Genomic DNA, 14,022 nt, shown 5'->3' with positions numbered 1-14,022 from the left:
GGTTGGTGGTATCCTGGTGCGTTCCGATATCTTAGCTCAGAATGCGCTGACCCCTCCGTCCGCCATGTGGCGCGGATAAAAGAAATACCAGAATGCGGCATAGCTACGGGTCATGAACCGGACGCTAGCGGAGATTCGGCCAGCTGTCACCCCGGAAAATCCACCCTGGAAAGGCAACAGGCCCTCCGCCGGAGAGGGCCTGTGCGGCGGTTTCCACTGCGGCTCAGAAATCCTGCCAAAGGTCGCGGGCCGCATTGCCGTCTGCCGCCGGCGCTGCCGCGGCCGGGGCCGGGCTGGCCTCCAGATCCCAGTCATCGCTGCCATGGGCTGAGGGCGCCATGGCAGCCGGCGCCACGGATACCGGGGCGGATGCGGCTGCAAGAGTGCCGCCGCCGGCCACCTGGAAGCGGGCGACCAGATCCGACAGCTTGCCCGCATCGCTGTTCAGCAGATGGCCTGCTGCCGTGGCTTCCTCGACCATGGCCGCGTTCTGCTGGGTCACCTGATCCAGCTGGGTGACACCGGTGTTGATTTCCAGCAGGCCGGTGGATTGCTCCTCGGCGCCCTCAGCGATCTCGGACACCAGTTGCGAGATATGGCTGACCTGACCGACAATCGACTGCAGTGCATCACCGGCGCGGCCGACCAGGTCCACCCCCTCCCCGACCTGGCGTGAACTGTCGCCAATCAGGGTCTTGATCTCCATCGCCGCATCCGAAGACCGCTGCGCCAGCGCCCGCACCTCGGACGCCACCACCGCAAAGCCGCGGCCGGCCTCGCCCGCGCGCGCGGCCTCGACCCCGGCGTTCAGTGCCAAGAGGTTGGTTTGAAACGCAATGTCGTCAATCACCGAGATGATCTGGGAAATCTTCTTCGAGCTGGCCTCGATCCCGCTCATGGCGGCCACCGCGCTTTGCACCACCTCGCCGCTGCTTTCGGCCTCCTGGCGGGCCTCGCGCACGGTTGCCTCGACATTACGGGCTCCTTCGGCGGCGGATTTCACCGAGGCTGTCAGCTCATCAATCGCCGCGGCGGTCTCTTCGAGCGTGGCGGCCTGGCTTTCGGTCCGGTGGGACAGATCGTCGGAGGCCTGACTGATCTCTGCAGAACCGCTGCGAATGCTGGAGGCGGCTTCGATCACCTGCTGCACTGTAGCGTTCAGATTGTCGATGGAGCCGTTGAAATCAGCGCGCAGCTGTTCGTATTCCTCCGGGAATTCCTCGGCGATGCGGATGGTCAGATCGCCATGCGACAGCCGGGCCAGACGCTCGCTCAGCTGCTTCACCACATTGCCCAGCTCGGCGTCTTTGCTCTCCGCTTTCTGCTGCTCGGCCTCCTGCATCCGCAGCAGTTCAGCGCGGAATTTATCCAGCGCGCGGGCCATATCGCCGACCTCGTCGCCGCGGGTCTGGCCTTGGATCTCCACCGCGTTGTTGCCTTCGGCCAGCCCCCGCATCGACACCACGATGCGCCGCAGGCCTGAAGCAATGCCAGAGCCGGTGACCAGCGCCATCACCGCGCCGATCAGGATCGCCGCAGCAATTGCGCCGGGGATCATGATACGGGTCTGGGCGGCAAGTGCTTCATTGGCGGCGCGGCGCACGGCCATTGCCTTGGCCCCTTTCGCCTCGATCGTCTCCATGGTGGCACGGAAGCTGTCGAAATACGCCTTGCCCTGCCCCTGAGCGACAAGATCGGCCATGTCATCCATGGTCGCCGCGCTGCCGATCACCCGGCGCAGCTGCAGCATCGGAACCACCACGCTGCTGCGCCATTCGTCAACGATTTTGGCGACGTTATCCAGGCGGTTCGCCTGCATCAGATTGTCGGCCAGCGCCAGGTGGAGGTCGGCCAGCACCTCGTTAAAGCGCCCGTTGCCCTCCATATACGGTTCGAGAAATTCCCGGTCGCCCGCCAGAAGAAAGCCGCGCATGCCCGTCTCCATGTCGACCGCCGCCGACAGCAGATCCTTGGCGCTGCTGATGACCTTGTGGGTCCGCTCCACCGCCTGCAGCGAGGTGTTCAGGTAATCCGGATCGGCAATCCCGGCGTTCACCAGGGAAGAAAAGGTGTTGCGCCGGTTGTTCAGCTCGACTTCCTCTTCCTCAATGACCTTAGCCATCTCCGCACGGAAGTTCTCAAAGTAGACCCGGCCCTTGGACTGTTTCACCTCTGCCGCCATGTCGTTCATGGTCAGGGCATCGCCGATATCGCGCCGCAACGCGATGGCGCCGGCCGCAACATCCTCCTGCCAGCCGGCCAATGTCTGCTCTGCCGTATCGAGGTCAGCCAGCAAGTCCGGATTGCCCGCGGCCAGGCTGCGTAAACGGTTCAGGGAGCCGGCAACTTTGGCGCTGCCGTCCTCAAACGGCACCAGATATTCATCTTGCCCGGCCAGCAAATACCCCCGCAGCCCGGCTTCCATTCCCGAGGCGGCTTCGGCCAGCGCCTGCGCTTCGGTCAAAATCTTCTGGGTGTGGTCAACAGCCTGCGCGGTCTTGTCCATACGGCCCAGGTTCACCACCGCCAGCACGCCGACCCCCAGAACCAGCAGCAGCGGAAACACCGCCACCGAAACGATCTTTGTCTTGGTGCTGAGGTTCGCCAGTGAGAACCGCCTGGCCGCGGGTGTCTTCTTTACTGCCATCACATCCGTCCCGGAACTTGCTTGTTTGCGACAGTAAAATCAGAAGAAAATTACGATTCCCTTTCGGGTAAAAAATGCATTCTAAACATTGTCCGGATGCCGTCAGGTAACGAAAAACCCCCGCTCCGGGCGGAGCGGGGGCCAGATAACTGAACCTGATAATTCAGTGTAATTTATTCGTCTGCTTCAGCAGCTGCTTCCGCTGCTTCCAGGCGGGCCTTGTCGGCGGCACCCTTTGCGGCAGTGTCGCGGTCGACAAACTCGATGATCGCCATCGGAGCCATGTCGCCGTAACGGAAGCCGGCCTTCAGGATACGGACATAGCCGCCCTGACGGTCCTTGTAGCGCGGGCCCAGAACCTCGAACAGTTTCGCAACGTCCTTGTCCTGCTTCAGCTTGGACGCGGCCTGACGGCGGGCGTGCAGGTCGCCGCGCTTTGCCAGGGTGATCATCTTTTCGATGATCGGGCGCAGTTCTTTTGCTTTGGGCAGGGTTGTCTTGATCTGCTCGTGCTCAATCAGCGAGCCGCACATGTTCGAAAACAGCGCTTTGCGGTGCTCATGAGTACGGTTCAGGCGGCGGTAACCACGTGCGTGACGCATTATTCAATTCCTTATCTTGCGTTTTTGCTTTGTCAGGCGGCTGATGCGTGTCAGCTGCTCACCTTGGGGCGGATGCCCATGTTTTCCCCGGCCAAACCCGGGAATGGTTTGGGGAGGGCCAGTGCCCTCCCCTCAAAGACGCGCTTTAGAAGCTGTCTTCGAATTTCTTGGCCAGATCTTCGATGTTGTCCGGCGGCCAGTCCTCGACGTCCATGCCAAGGTGCAGACCCATGCCCGACAGCACTTCTTTGATCTCGTTCAGCGACTTGCGGCCGAAGTTCGGCGTGCGCAGCATTTCTGCTTCGGTCTTCTGGATGAGATCGCCGATATAGACGATGTTGTCGTTCTTCAGGCAGTTTGCAGACCGCACAGACAGTTCCAGCTCGTCCACTTTCTTGAGCAGAAGCGGGTTGAACTCGAGGCCATCGTCCTCGTCCTGACGGTTTGCCGATTCCGGCTCGTCGAAGTTGACAAAGATCGACAGCTGGTCCTGCAGAATGCGGGCGGCATAAGCGACGGCATCGTCAGGCGTGATGGAGCCGTCGGTTTCCACCTTCATGGTCAGCTTGTCATAGTCCAGCACTTGGCCCTCACGGGTCGGCTGAACGTCATAGGAGACCTTTTTGACCGGCGAATAGATCGCGTCGATCGGGATCAGGCCGATCGGTGCGTCTTCCGGCTTGTTTTTCTCTGCCGAAACATAGCCTTTGCCGGTGTTCACGGTCAGTTCCATGAACAGGTCGGCGCCGTCGTCCAGGTGGCAGATGACGTGATCGCGGTTCAGAACCTCGATGCCGGCGGTTTCGGCAATATCACCGGCGGTGACTACAGCCGGGCCCTTGGCATTGACCGACAGCCGCTTGGGGCCTTCGACTTCCATGCGCAGGGACACGCCCTTGAGGTTCAGGATGATGTCGGTGACGTCTTCGCGCACACCGGCAACCGACGAAAACTCGTGCAGCACGTTGTCGATCTGCACGCTGGTGATGGCCGCGCCTTGCAGCGAGCTCATCAGGACGCGGCGCAGCGCGTTGCCCAGGGTCAGGCCGAAACCGCGTTCCAGCGGCTCTGCGACGACAGTTGCCTGGCGTGCAGGATCGTTACCCGGCTTCACTTCCAGCTGTGCCGGCTTGATCAGCTCTGCCCAGTTCTTATGGATCATGCGTTCCCTCCATTCCTGTCCTTGCCCCATGTCCGAAAGGCCAAGGACGCCCGAGGTTTAAATGACGCACTGGGGCCCTGCGAATCAAGCGGGGCCCCAGCAAAAATTCGAATTAGACGCGACGGCGCTTCGGCGGGCGGCAGCCGTTGTGCGCGATCGGGGTCACATCACGGATCGAAGTGATGTTGAAACCGACGGCAGCCAGTGCGCGCAGAGCCGATTCACGGCCAGAGCCGGGGCCCTGAACTTCGACTTCCAGCGTCTTCACACCGTGATCCTGGGCTTTCTTGCCCGCATCCTCGGCAGCCATCTGGGCCGCGTAAGGCGTGGATTTCCGCGAGCCTTTGAAGCCCATGGTGCCGGCCGACGACCAAGCGATCGCATTGCCCTGCACGTCGGAGATCAGGATTTTGGTGTTGTTGAACGACGAGTTCACATGCGCAACACCGGTTGCGATGTTCTTGCGCTCTTTCTTCTTAACGCGTGTCTTCTCACGTGCCATTGGTCAAACCCTCCCTTACTTCTTCTTACCAGCGATGGCCTTTGCGGGGCCTTTGCGGGTGCGAGCGTTGGTGTGGGTACGCTGACCGCGGACCGGCAGGTTGCGGCGGTGGCGCAGGCCACGGTAGCAGCCAAGATCCATCAGACGTTTGATGTTCATCTGAGTTTCACGGCGCAGGTCGCCTTCGACGGTGAAGTTGGCGTCGATGTGCTCGCGCACGGCCAGGACTTCTGCGTCGCTGAGTTCGTTCACACGGCGGGTCGCGTCGATGCCTACGGCTTCGCAGATCGCTTTGGCCGAGGTGTTACCGATACCGGTGATATAGGTGAGGGCGATGGGAACCCGCTTTGCAGTCGGGATGTTAACGCCGGCAATACGTGCCACGTGTCACTTTCCTTTTCGTTGCGGTTCCGTAGCGCCGGAACCTTTTTTCACAACACTTGACCGTGGCAGTGTGGCCAGAGGGTCCAGCATTTCGAGGTGATAAAGCAGGCAAACGAATCTGCCCGCCGGGAATCATTCCCAGAAGGGATGTGGGTAACTAGGGGCTGGGATATGGGCCGTCAAGCCCTAAAGAATAAGCCCCGCCGGACCGGCAGGGCTTGGCTATTCCGGCCAGCAGCCGAGCTGCCGCCGCGCGCCCTTCGGCAGGCGTTATGCGCCCATGATCCAGGCCATGTTCTTGCGGACTTCTGCAATCGAGGCGAGACCGTCCAGACGTTGCAGATTGCCTTTGGCGTAGAAGTAGCCGATCAGCGGCGAAGTCTTCTTGTAATACTCCATCAGGCGGGTCTTGAGGCTATCCTCATTGTCGTCCGCCCGGCGGGTCGCATCCGTGCTGCCGCAGTTGGCGCATTTGCCGTCCGCCGGCCAGGGCTTGGTCTGGTCATGATAGACCTCGCCGCAGCCGCCGCAGGTGGAGCGGCCGGTGATGCGCGCGACCAGCGCGTCATCATCGACCTGCATCTCGATCACAGCGTCAAGCTTCAGGCCCATTTCGTCCAGCAGCTTGGCCAGCGCATCGGCCTGGGCCAGGGTGCGCGGGAAACCGTCGAAGATGAAACCGCCCTCGGCGCCCTCGCGCAGCTTCTCGCGGATCAGGCCAATGACGATCTGGTCAGTGACCAGCTTGCCTTCGGCCATGATGGCAGCAACCTTCTTGCCCATTTCGGTTCCGGAGGTCTGGGCCTCGCGCAGCATGTCGCCGGTGCTGAGTTGCACCATGCCGCGGGATTCAACCAGGTAACGCGCCTGCGTACCTTTGCCCGCCCCCGGCGGGCCAAGAAGGATAATGTTGCTCATCGGCGAGAAGGTCCCCGTTTTGTCCGTTTCTTGTTGCGCCCGCGCAGCTGGCTTTTCTCGATAAGCCCCTCATACTGATGCGCGAGGAGGTGGCTTTGCACCTGCTGAATGGTGTCCATGGTGACGGATACCACAATCAGAACGGACGTGCCGCCAAAATAGACGGGGATGGCGAATTGGCCGCGGAGGACCTCGGGCAGCAGGCAGACCAGCGCCAGGTAGCCGGAGCCGAGAACCAGGATGCGGTTCACCACATATTCGATATATTCGGCTGTCTTCTTGCCTGGGCGGATGCCGGGGACAAAGCCGTTCTGGTTCTTCAGGTTGTTCGCCACGTCATCCGGTTTGAAGGAGACGTTGAAGGTGTAGAAATAGGCAAAGAACACGATCATCGCGATGAAGAACAACAGATACAGCGGCTGGCCGGGGCCAAAGTTCGCCAGCAGCCAGGACATCACCGGACCGGTTGCCGCGCCTGAGGAGAACGCCGAGATGGTGGTCGGCAGCAACAGCAGCGACGAGGCGAAGATCGCCGGGATCACGCCTGCCGGGTTCACCTTGACCGGCAGATGCGAGGAGCCGCCGTCATAGACCTTCATGCCGACCTGGCGGCGCGGGTACTGGATGTGGATCTTGCGCAGGGCGCGTTCCATGAACACGACAAACATGATCACGCCGATCACCATCAGGATCACGCCGATGATCACGGCGGGGCTGATCGCGCCGGAACGGCCGGAGGCAAAGAACTGGGCGATTGCGGCGGGGACCTCGGCGATGATGCCGACAAAGATGATCAGCGAGATACCATTGCCGATGCCGCGCTGGGTGATCTGCTCGCCCAGCCACATCAGGAACATGGTGCCGCCCACCAGGGTGATCATGCAGGCCATGCGGAAATACATGCCCGGATCGGTCGCCAGGTCACCCGATTCCAGCGACACAGCCAGCCCATAGGCCTGCGCAGTCGCCAGCGCCACGGTGCCATAGCGGGTGTACTGGTTGATCTTCTTGCGGCCCTGCTCGCCCTCTTTCTTGAGCTGCTCAAGCGAGGGCACCATCGAGGTCAGGAGCTGAACGATAATGGAGGCGGAGATATAGGGCATGATGCCGAGGGCAAAAATCCCCATCCGGCCAAGCGCGCCGCCGGTGAACATCGACACCATGCCGCCGATGCCCTGGCCCGCCTGTTCCATGAACTGGCGCAGGGCGCCAGAATCGATGCCCGGAACCGGAATGAACGTGCCCAGGCGATAGACAATCAAAAGGCCGATGGTGAACAGGATCCGGTTGCGCAGATCCGTGGCCTTGCCCAGGGCAGCCCAGCTGGTGTTCGCCGCCATTTGTTCTGCTGCTGATACCATGAAAAGGTCTCTTCTTTAGCGAAACGCCGCCCGGAACCGTTTTCCGGCTCGGGCGGCGTTCTAGGAAAACTCGAAGACTATGTAAGCGGCATTGGCGCCGCTCACAAGCCGTTACTCTGCGGCGGCTGCAGTTGCCACAGTCAGAGCGCCGCCAGCTTTTGCAACAGCGTCAACGGCAGCTGCCGATGCACCGGTCACAGTGATGGTGGCTTTGGCGGTGATTTCACCTTTGGCCAGGACGCGGACGCCATCCAGCTTGCGGCGTACCAGACCCGATGCGATCATCGAATCTTCGGTGATATCCGCGGCGTCCAGCTTGCCCAGGTCGATGAATTTCTGGATCAGGCCCAGGTTCACAACGGCGTATGCCTTGCGGTTCGGCTTGTTGAAGCCGCGCTTGGGCAGACGCTGGTACAAGGGCATCTGACCGCCTTCGTAACCGTTGATCGACACACCCGAACGGGATTTCTGGCCTTTGATACCGCGGCCGCCCATTTTACCCTTGCCAGAGCCGGGGCCGCGGGCAACGCGCATGCGTTTTTTGGTTGCGCCAGGATTGTCGCTGAGTTCGTGAAGTTTCATGTCGCTTCTCCTTGCCGGATGTGGCCCCCGAAGCGTGATGGGCCAACCGCGGCGTTTCTTGATTGGTGATTCCATGGCGCAGAACGCCACCGGGTGCCTATAGACCTGATGCAGGTCGGGATCAAGCCCCGCAGCCCCGCCAAACATGCGGAGCACGCAGGTCCCGCCGCCAAGGCCCCTGCCCTGCCGGTTGCTTTCTTGCTGCCTCTGGTGCTGTCCGGTCCGTCTAGCCCCCTCCGTTAAAGGGCGGCGGCGCCGCAGGGGTGGAGATGGGATGGGGTTTCCCCCATGCGAATACGCGTATCGCCCGCTCCGGGTGCCAGACCGGAGCCCTGTTCCAGGTGCCGGGCGTGTCAGGCCCGGCGGGTGATCATGATCCCTACCAGAATGTCATAGGCGGAGTTAAATCCGCGTGGGCGAGGCGTACGGTGCCGACGCAACACCCCGGCAAACAAAAACGCCCCCGCCGGGATGGCAGGGGCGCTTTCAGGCCGGTCCTTCGGAGAGGGAGGAGGATCCGGAGCCGGCCGGGGAGGTTACTTGCCGTAAACGTGTTCGCGCGCGACGCCGGGGATGGCGCAGCGGGTCAGGCCGATGTCAGCCAGGTCGCGGGCGGACATCGCACGCAGGGCGTTGACGGTTGCTTTGTAATCGCGGCGCAGCTTCCAGTTCTGGATCAGCCCGGCGGCAAAGCCTGCGAAACGGGCCGAGATCCCGGCGGAGGGTGCGGAAAGAGTTGAATATGCCATTGTTCTTGTTCCTTCGCTGCGCTGCCGGGACGTGCTCCCGGCGCGTTGCTTGATCTGTTCGTCTGAAGTGAACGGGACATAAGGACGGCCCGGACAGGGAACAACGGACGCTTTGGTCTGGCAGCTATGCAGCACCCGCATAGCACGATCGCGTGAGGTCTCTTGAAGCCTTGCCAAAAGAAAACGCTCCCGCCCGGCGAGGGCAGGAGCGCTTTGGCCCGGACACGAAGGAGGAGGAGGAGAGACGTGTCCGGGAAGGCGGGAATTCTTAGCCGTAGACGTGCTGGCGCGCCAGGTCGGCGATATCGTCGCGGCGCACACCGATGTCCGAAAGCTCATGATCGCTCAACGCGTCCAGTTCATTGTAGGTGCGCTGAAATTCGCGGGCTTTGACCCAGGAATCGGCCAGGCCTTCCACGGCGGAACGGATGCGGGCGGTGAGGCTGTGGGTGCCGTGTGCGGTGCTGATAACATGTGCCATCTTAACAATCCTTATCTCTGATACCGGGCATATTCCCGGTGGTCTGTGTTTGGTCATTTGCTGTGACCCCGAGATAGGAGTGCCACGCGATTCCAACAACTGACACAACCGGCAAGCCGCTATGCAAGCATTGCAAGGGGCCTTTCCCGCAGGTTAACGCCCTGCCCCGGCCCTGCTCTGTCCCAAAACGAAAAACGCCCCCGGTTTCCCGGAGGCGTTTTCCAAAGTCTGAAACCGAAAAGGGGCTTAGCCGCGCTCTTCGATGATCTGAACCATATGCGAGATCGAGTTGACCATGCCGCGGACCGAAGGAGTATCCTCCAGCTCACGGGTTTTGTGCATCTTGTTCAGGCCCAGGCCAATCAGGGTTGCGCGCTGTTTGGCAGGACGGCGGATCGGCGAGCCGATCTGCTTGATCACGATGGTTTTTGCCATGTCTCTCTACTCCTTACGCTTCAGCTTCGGCAGCTGCCGGTGCTTCGTCCCGCTTGGGCAGGATGTCAGCGACCTTTTTGCCGCGGCGCTGAGCCACCGAACGCGGGCTCTGCTCTTTGGACAGGCCGTTCAGGGTGGCGCGGATCATGTTGTAGGGGTTCTGCGAACCGATCGACTTCGAAACAACGTCTTTAACGCCAAGCATTTCGAAGACAGCACGCATCGGACCACCTGCGATGATACCGGTACCTTCAGGCGCGGTACGCATCACAACTTTGCCTGCGCCGTGACGGCCGGCCATGTCGTGGTGCAGGGTGCGGCCCTCTTTCAGCGGCACGCGGACCATCTGGCGCTTGGCCTGTTCGGTCGCCTTGCGGATCGCTTCGGGCACTTCTTTTGCTTTACCCTTGCCAAAGCCGACGCGGCCTTTCTGGTCGCCAACAACAACCAGGGCAGCGAAGCCAAAGCGCTTACCGCCTTTTACGGTTTTGGACACGCGGTTGATCGCGACCAGGCGATCTGCGAATTCCGGTGTCTCGTCACGGTCGCGGCGGTTGCCACGGCGGTTATCACGTTCTGCCATCAGGCATTCCTTTTAAGAGAGGCGCACTGCGCAAAGCACGGGGCGCCTGTTGTTCCAATCCTGGTGACACCCGGGCAAAGCCCGGGGTCCCGGATCATCGGGGCGGTCCCGAAAGACCGCCCGCAATAGATTAGATCTTCAAGCCGCCTTCACGCGCAGCGTCGGCCAGAGCCTTCACCTTGCCGTGAAACAGGAAGCCGCCGCGATCGAAGTAGGCTTCGCTGACACCGGCCGCTTTTGCGCGTTCGGCGATCAGAGCACCAACTTTGGTCGCTGCTTCGACGTTGTTTTTGCCAACTACGCCGAGATCTTTTTCCAGGGTCGAAGCGGAGGCCACGGTCACGCCGCGCAGGTCGTCGATCAATTGAACAGAGATGTTCTTGTTCGAACGGTGCACAGAAAGACGCGGACGGCCTGCGTTCACTTTGCGAAGCTTGTTCCGGACGCGCAGCCGGCGCTTCAGAAACAGGGTACGTTTGCTGTTTGCCATTTTGCTGGTCCTTACTTCTTCTTGCCTTCCTTGCGGAAGATGAATTCGCCCTTGTAGCGGATGCCTTTGCCTTTGTAGGGCTCGGGACGGCGCCATTCGCGGATTTTCGCCGCGACTTCGCCCACCTGCTGCTGGTCGATACCTTCCACAACGATTTCGGTCTGCTTCGGTGCGGTGATGGTGACGCCATCAGGTGCAGTGAAGTCGACATCGTGGCTGTAGCCCAGGTTCAGTTTCAGGGTATTGCCCTGCATCTGAGCCCGGTAACCCACACCCTGGATCTCCAGTTCTTTCTTGAAGCCCTGGGTCACGCCGGTCACAAGGTTGGCCACCTGAGTGCGGGACATGCCCCACTGCTGACGGGCACGCTTGGACTTGCCGCGCGGCTCGATGGTGACAACATTGTCGTTGACCGACAGGGTGACATCGTCGGTGGCAGTGAAGGTGCGGGCGCCTTTCGGGCCTTTCACTTCGATGGTCTGGCCGGACACGGCAGCGGACACGCCGCTGGGCAGTTCGACCGGTTTTTTACCAATACGGGACATCTGCGAGCCTCCTTAGAAGACGGTGCAGAGCACTTCGCCGCCAACGTTGGCTGCGCGTGCGCTTGCGTCCGACATCACACCCTGGGGGGTGGAGACAATCGACACGCCCAGGCCCTGACGGACCGACGGGATGTCATTGACGCCCATGTAAACGCGGCGGCCGGGTTTGGAGACCCGCTTAAGCTCGCGAATGACAGGTTCGCCGTCGAAGTACTTCAGGCTGATTTCGATGGCCGGGTGGCCATTGGCACCAGTCATCTTCTCATAACCGCGGATGTAGCCCTCGTCTGCCAGCACGTCCAGCACCCAGGCCCGCAGCTTGGAAGCCGGGGTCAGGACGGTGGATTTGCCGCGCATCTGAGAGTTACGGATACGGGTGAGCATATCGCCGATAGGATCGTTCATATCTGTCTCTCCCTTACCAGCTCGATTTCACCATGCCGGGGATCTGACCAGCAGAACCCAGCTCGCGCAGCGCAATACGGCTGACCTTCAGCTTACGGTAGTAAGCGTGGGGACGGCCGGTGAGCTGGCAGCGGTTGTGAAGACGGGTTGCCGACGAGTTGCGCGGCAGTTTCGCCAGTTTCAGACGCGCGGTGAAACGCTCTTCCATCGGGCGGCTTTCGTCAGTCGCGATTTCTTTCAGCTCGGCGCGCTTTGCGGCGTATTTTGCCACCAGGCGCTCGCGCTTCTTCTCGCGTTCGATCATGCTTTTCTTAGCCATGGTCTCTATCCTTCCCCCGCTTAGCTGTTGAAGGGCATGTTGAAAGCTTTCAACAGCGCCTTTGCTTCCGCGTCGGTGTTCGCGGTGGTGGCGATCACGATGTCCATGCCCCAGTTTTCATCGATCTTATCAAAATCGATTTCCGGGAACACGAGATGCTCTTTCAAGCCCATGGCATAGTTGCCACGGCCGTCGAAAGAGGTGCCCGAAACACCGCGGAAGTCGCGGATACGGGGCATCGCAATGGTGATCAGACGGTCGAGGAATTCGTACATCCGGTCACCGCGCAGGGTCACCTTGGCGCCCATCGGCATACCTTCGCGAACGCGGAAGCCGGCGATGGAGTTCTTTGCCACGGTGGTCAGAGCTTTCTGGCCCGCGATGAGGGTCAGATCGGCCTGGGCGGATTTGGCTTTCTTGCTGTCTTTGACAGCAGCGCGGCCGCAGCCGATGTTCAGAACGATTTTCTCCAGCTTCGGGAGCATCATGTCGTTCTTGTAGCCGAACTCTTCTTTCAGGGCGCCACGGATGGTGTCCTTGTACAGAGCTTTCAGGCGCGGGGTGTAGGTTGCAGCGTCAAGCATCAGACAGTCTCCCCGGTGGTCTTGGCGAAGCGCACCTTCTTGCCGTCTTCCTCGCGGAAGCCGACACGGGTTGCTTTGCCGTTGCTGTCCAGCAGCGCCAGGTTCGACAGGTCGATCGGCAGTGCTTTGGGCAGACGGCCGCCCTGTTCGTTTTGCGACTGGCGGGTATGGCGGATGGCCATGTTCACGCCGTCGACGATGGCTTTACCGGCTTTCGGGTCAACGGAGGCGATTGCGCCTTCTTTGCCTTTGTCTTTGCCGGACAGCACGACGACCTTGTCGCCTTTGCGGAGTTTAGCAGCCATGATTACAGCACCTCCGGAGCAAGCGAGATGATCTTCATGAAGTTTTTCGCGCGCAGTTCACGAACAACCGGGCCAAAGATCCGGGTACCGACCGGCTCATTGTTGGTGTTCAGGATAACGGCTGCGTTCCGGTCGAACCGGATTGCAGTGCCGTCTTCGCGGCGGACTTCTTTGGCGGTGCGTACGACAACGGCCTTACGGACGTCGCCTTTTTTCACGCGGCCGCGCGGGATGGCTTCCTTGACCGAAACGACAATGATGTCGCCTACGGATGCGTATTTACGCTTGGAGCCACCCAGAACCTTGATGCACTGAACTCGGCGGGCGCCGGAGTTGTCAGCAACATCCAGATTTGTTTGCATCTGGATCATGTGGTTTCTCCCGACCTATGGGGCGCCGATGCGTGGCGTGATCCCCCAGGGTTTCGACTGACTGTTAAGTCTAGCCGCCAGGAGTCTCGGATGAGACTCTTAGGCTTCCAGAACTTCCCAGCGTTTCGTTTTCGATTTCGGCGCGCATTCGATGATGCGTACAGAGTCGCCGACCTTGAAAGCGTTCTTTTCATCGTGAGCCCGGTATTTCTTGGACTTACGGATGGTTTTCTTCAGAACCGGATGCGTGAAGCGGCGTTCAACCGAGACAGTTACGGTCTGGGCGTTGGCATCGCTGGTCACGGTGCCAGTGAGAATACGTTTGGGCATCGTGTCGCTCCTTATTCAGCTGCTGCAGCAGCTTTTTCGTTCAGGATGGTCTTCACTTTGGCAGCATTGCGGCGGGCCGCTTTGATGCCTGCAGTGTTTTCCAGCTGACCGGTCGCCTGCTGAAAGCGCAGGTTGAAGCTCTCTTTTTTCAGGGATGCGAGGGCATCGCGGAGTTCATCCACGGTTTTGTCGCGCAGATCATTGGCGTTCATCGCCTTTGTTCCTTGTCCAAAGCACCAGAAGGCCCCGATGGGTAACCTTTGACCT

21 protein-coding genes are annotated in these 14,022 nt (G+C 60.7%); all 21 read right to left on the bottom strand.

The window, feature by feature from the left end:
- Positions 1-223 precede the first annotated feature (223 nt).
- Entirely contained in the window at positions 224-2,647 is a 2,424-nt protein-coding gene (locus K3555_RS01400) for a CHASE3 domain-containing protein (protein WP_260007103.1), read from the bottom strand.
- A 173-nt stretch (positions 2,648-2,820) separates the two neighbouring features.
- Positions 2,821-3,249 carry a 50S ribosomal protein L17 gene (rplQ, locus tag K3555_RS01395; protein ID WP_027257365.1) on the bottom strand — a complete coding sequence of 143 codons (429 nt, stop codon included), beginning with the start codon at positions 3,247-3,249 and terminating at the stop codon, positions 2,821-2,823.
- Between the two features lie 145 nt (positions 3,250-3,394).
- The gene (locus tag K3555_RS01390; RefSeq protein ID WP_259989342.1) at positions 3,395-4,411 is read right to left on the bottom strand and encodes a DNA-directed RNA polymerase subunit alpha; all 1,017 of its coding nucleotides are present in this window, start codon (positions 4,409-4,411) and stop codon (positions 3,395-3,397) included.
- A 112-nt stretch (positions 4,412-4,523) separates the two neighbouring features.
- On the bottom strand, positions 4,524-4,913 hold the full coding sequence (rpsK, locus tag K3555_RS01385; RefSeq protein ID WP_259989340.1) for a 30S ribosomal protein S11: 390 nt from the start codon (positions 4,911-4,913) through the stop codon (positions 4,524-4,526).
- A 15-nt stretch (positions 4,914-4,928) separates the two neighbouring features.
- Positions 4,929-5,297, bottom strand: a complete 369-nt coding sequence (gene rpsM / locus K3555_RS01380) for a 30S ribosomal protein S13 (RefSeq protein WP_129372208.1) — start codon at positions 5,295-5,297, stop codon at positions 4,929-4,931.
- A gap of 270 nt (positions 5,298-5,567) precedes the next feature.
- Entirely contained in the window at positions 5,568-6,215 is a 648-nt protein-coding gene (locus K3555_RS01375) for an adenylate kinase (protein ID WP_259989337.1), read from the bottom strand.
- Positions 6,212-7,576 (bottom strand): preprotein translocase subunit SecY, encoded by a 1,365-nt coding sequence (gene secY / locus K3555_RS01370; RefSeq protein ID WP_259989335.1) that lies wholly within the window; start codon positions 7,574-7,576, stop codon positions 6,212-6,214. Before secY ends, K3555_RS01375 begins: the two co-directional genes overlap by 4 nt.
- A gap of 111 nt (positions 7,577-7,687) precedes the next feature.
- Entirely contained in the window at positions 7,688-8,158 is a 471-nt protein-coding gene (rplO, locus tag K3555_RS01365) for a 50S ribosomal protein L15 (protein ID WP_129372211.1), read from the bottom strand.
- Between the two features lie 536 nt (positions 8,159-8,694).
- Positions 8,695-8,907 (bottom strand): DUF1127 domain-containing protein, encoded by a 213-nt coding sequence (locus tag K3555_RS01360; protein ID WP_134830796.1) that lies wholly within the window; start codon positions 8,905-8,907, stop codon positions 8,695-8,697.
- A 268-nt stretch (positions 8,908-9,175) separates the two neighbouring features.
- Entirely contained in the window at positions 9,176-9,388 is a 213-nt protein-coding gene (locus K3555_RS01355) for a DUF1127 domain-containing protein (protein WP_259989330.1), read from the bottom strand.
- A gap of 246 nt (positions 9,389-9,634) precedes the next feature.
- Positions 9,635-9,823 carry a 50S ribosomal protein L30 gene (gene rpmD / locus K3555_RS01350; protein WP_129372214.1) on the bottom strand — a complete coding sequence of 63 codons (189 nt, stop codon included), beginning with the start codon at positions 9,821-9,823 and terminating at the stop codon, positions 9,635-9,637.
- Positions 9,824-9,836: 13 nt separating this feature from the next.
- A complete protein-coding gene (gene rpsE / locus K3555_RS01345; RefSeq protein ID WP_129372215.1) occupies positions 9,837-10,406 on the bottom strand; it encodes a 30S ribosomal protein S5 in 570 nt (189 codons plus the stop codon).
- Between the two features lie 130 nt (positions 10,407-10,536).
- Positions 10,537-10,896 carry a 50S ribosomal protein L18 gene (gene rplR / locus K3555_RS01340; RefSeq protein WP_027257354.1) on the bottom strand — a complete coding sequence of 120 codons (360 nt, stop codon included), beginning with the start codon at positions 10,894-10,896 and terminating at the stop codon, positions 10,537-10,539.
- An 11-nt stretch (positions 10,897-10,907) separates the two neighbouring features.
- Complete coding sequence (gene rplF / locus K3555_RS01335) at positions 10,908-11,441, bottom strand: 50S ribosomal protein L6 (protein ID WP_129372216.1); 534 nt, start codon at positions 11,439-11,441, stop codon at positions 10,908-10,910.
- A gap of 12 nt (positions 11,442-11,453) precedes the next feature.
- A complete protein-coding gene (rpsH, locus tag K3555_RS01330) occupies positions 11,454-11,846 on the bottom strand; it encodes a 30S ribosomal protein S8 (RefSeq protein ID WP_024088550.1) in 393 nt (130 codons plus the stop codon).
- A gap of 13 nt (positions 11,847-11,859) precedes the next feature.
- Entirely contained in the window at positions 11,860-12,165 is a 306-nt protein-coding gene (rpsN, locus tag K3555_RS01325; RefSeq protein WP_129372217.1) for a 30S ribosomal protein S14, read from the bottom strand.
- Positions 12,166-12,185: 20 nt separating this feature from the next.
- Positions 12,186-12,749, bottom strand: coding sequence for a 50S ribosomal protein L5 (gene rplE, locus K3555_RS01320; protein ID WP_259989323.1), 564 nt, complete (start codon positions 12,747-12,749; stop codon positions 12,186-12,188).
- Positions 12,749-13,054 carry a 50S ribosomal protein L24 gene (gene rplX / locus K3555_RS01315; protein ID WP_027257351.1) on the bottom strand — a complete coding sequence of 102 codons (306 nt, stop codon included), beginning with the start codon at positions 13,052-13,054 and terminating at the stop codon, positions 12,749-12,751. Before rplX ends, rplE begins: the two co-directional genes overlap by 1 nt.
- A 2-nt stretch (positions 13,055-13,056) precedes the next feature.
- Positions 13,057-13,425: a 50S ribosomal protein L14 gene (gene rplN / locus K3555_RS01310; protein ID WP_027257350.1), complete on the bottom strand. Its 369-nt coding sequence runs from the start codon at positions 13,423-13,425 to the stop codon at positions 13,057-13,059.
- Positions 13,426-13,524: 99 nt separating this feature from the next.
- Positions 13,525-13,755: a 30S ribosomal protein S17 gene (rpsQ, locus tag K3555_RS01305; RefSeq protein ID WP_024088546.1), complete on the bottom strand. Its 231-nt coding sequence runs from the start codon at positions 13,753-13,755 to the stop codon at positions 13,525-13,527.
- Positions 13,756-13,766: 11 nt separating this feature from the next.
- Positions 13,767-13,967 carry a 50S ribosomal protein L29 gene (gene rpmC, locus K3555_RS01300; RefSeq protein WP_024088545.1) on the bottom strand — a complete coding sequence of 67 codons (201 nt, stop codon included), beginning with the start codon at positions 13,965-13,967 and terminating at the stop codon, positions 13,767-13,769.
- Positions 13,968-14,022 lie beyond the last annotated feature (55 nt).

It is taken from the genome of Leisingera sp. M527 (genome assembly GCF_025141525.1).
Taxonomy (GTDB): domain Bacteria; phylum Pseudomonadota; class Alphaproteobacteria; order Rhodobacterales; family Rhodobacteraceae; genus Leisingera.
Note: the sequence above shows the minus strand (reverse complement) of the source record. Positions and strands in the feature narration are given on the sequence as shown.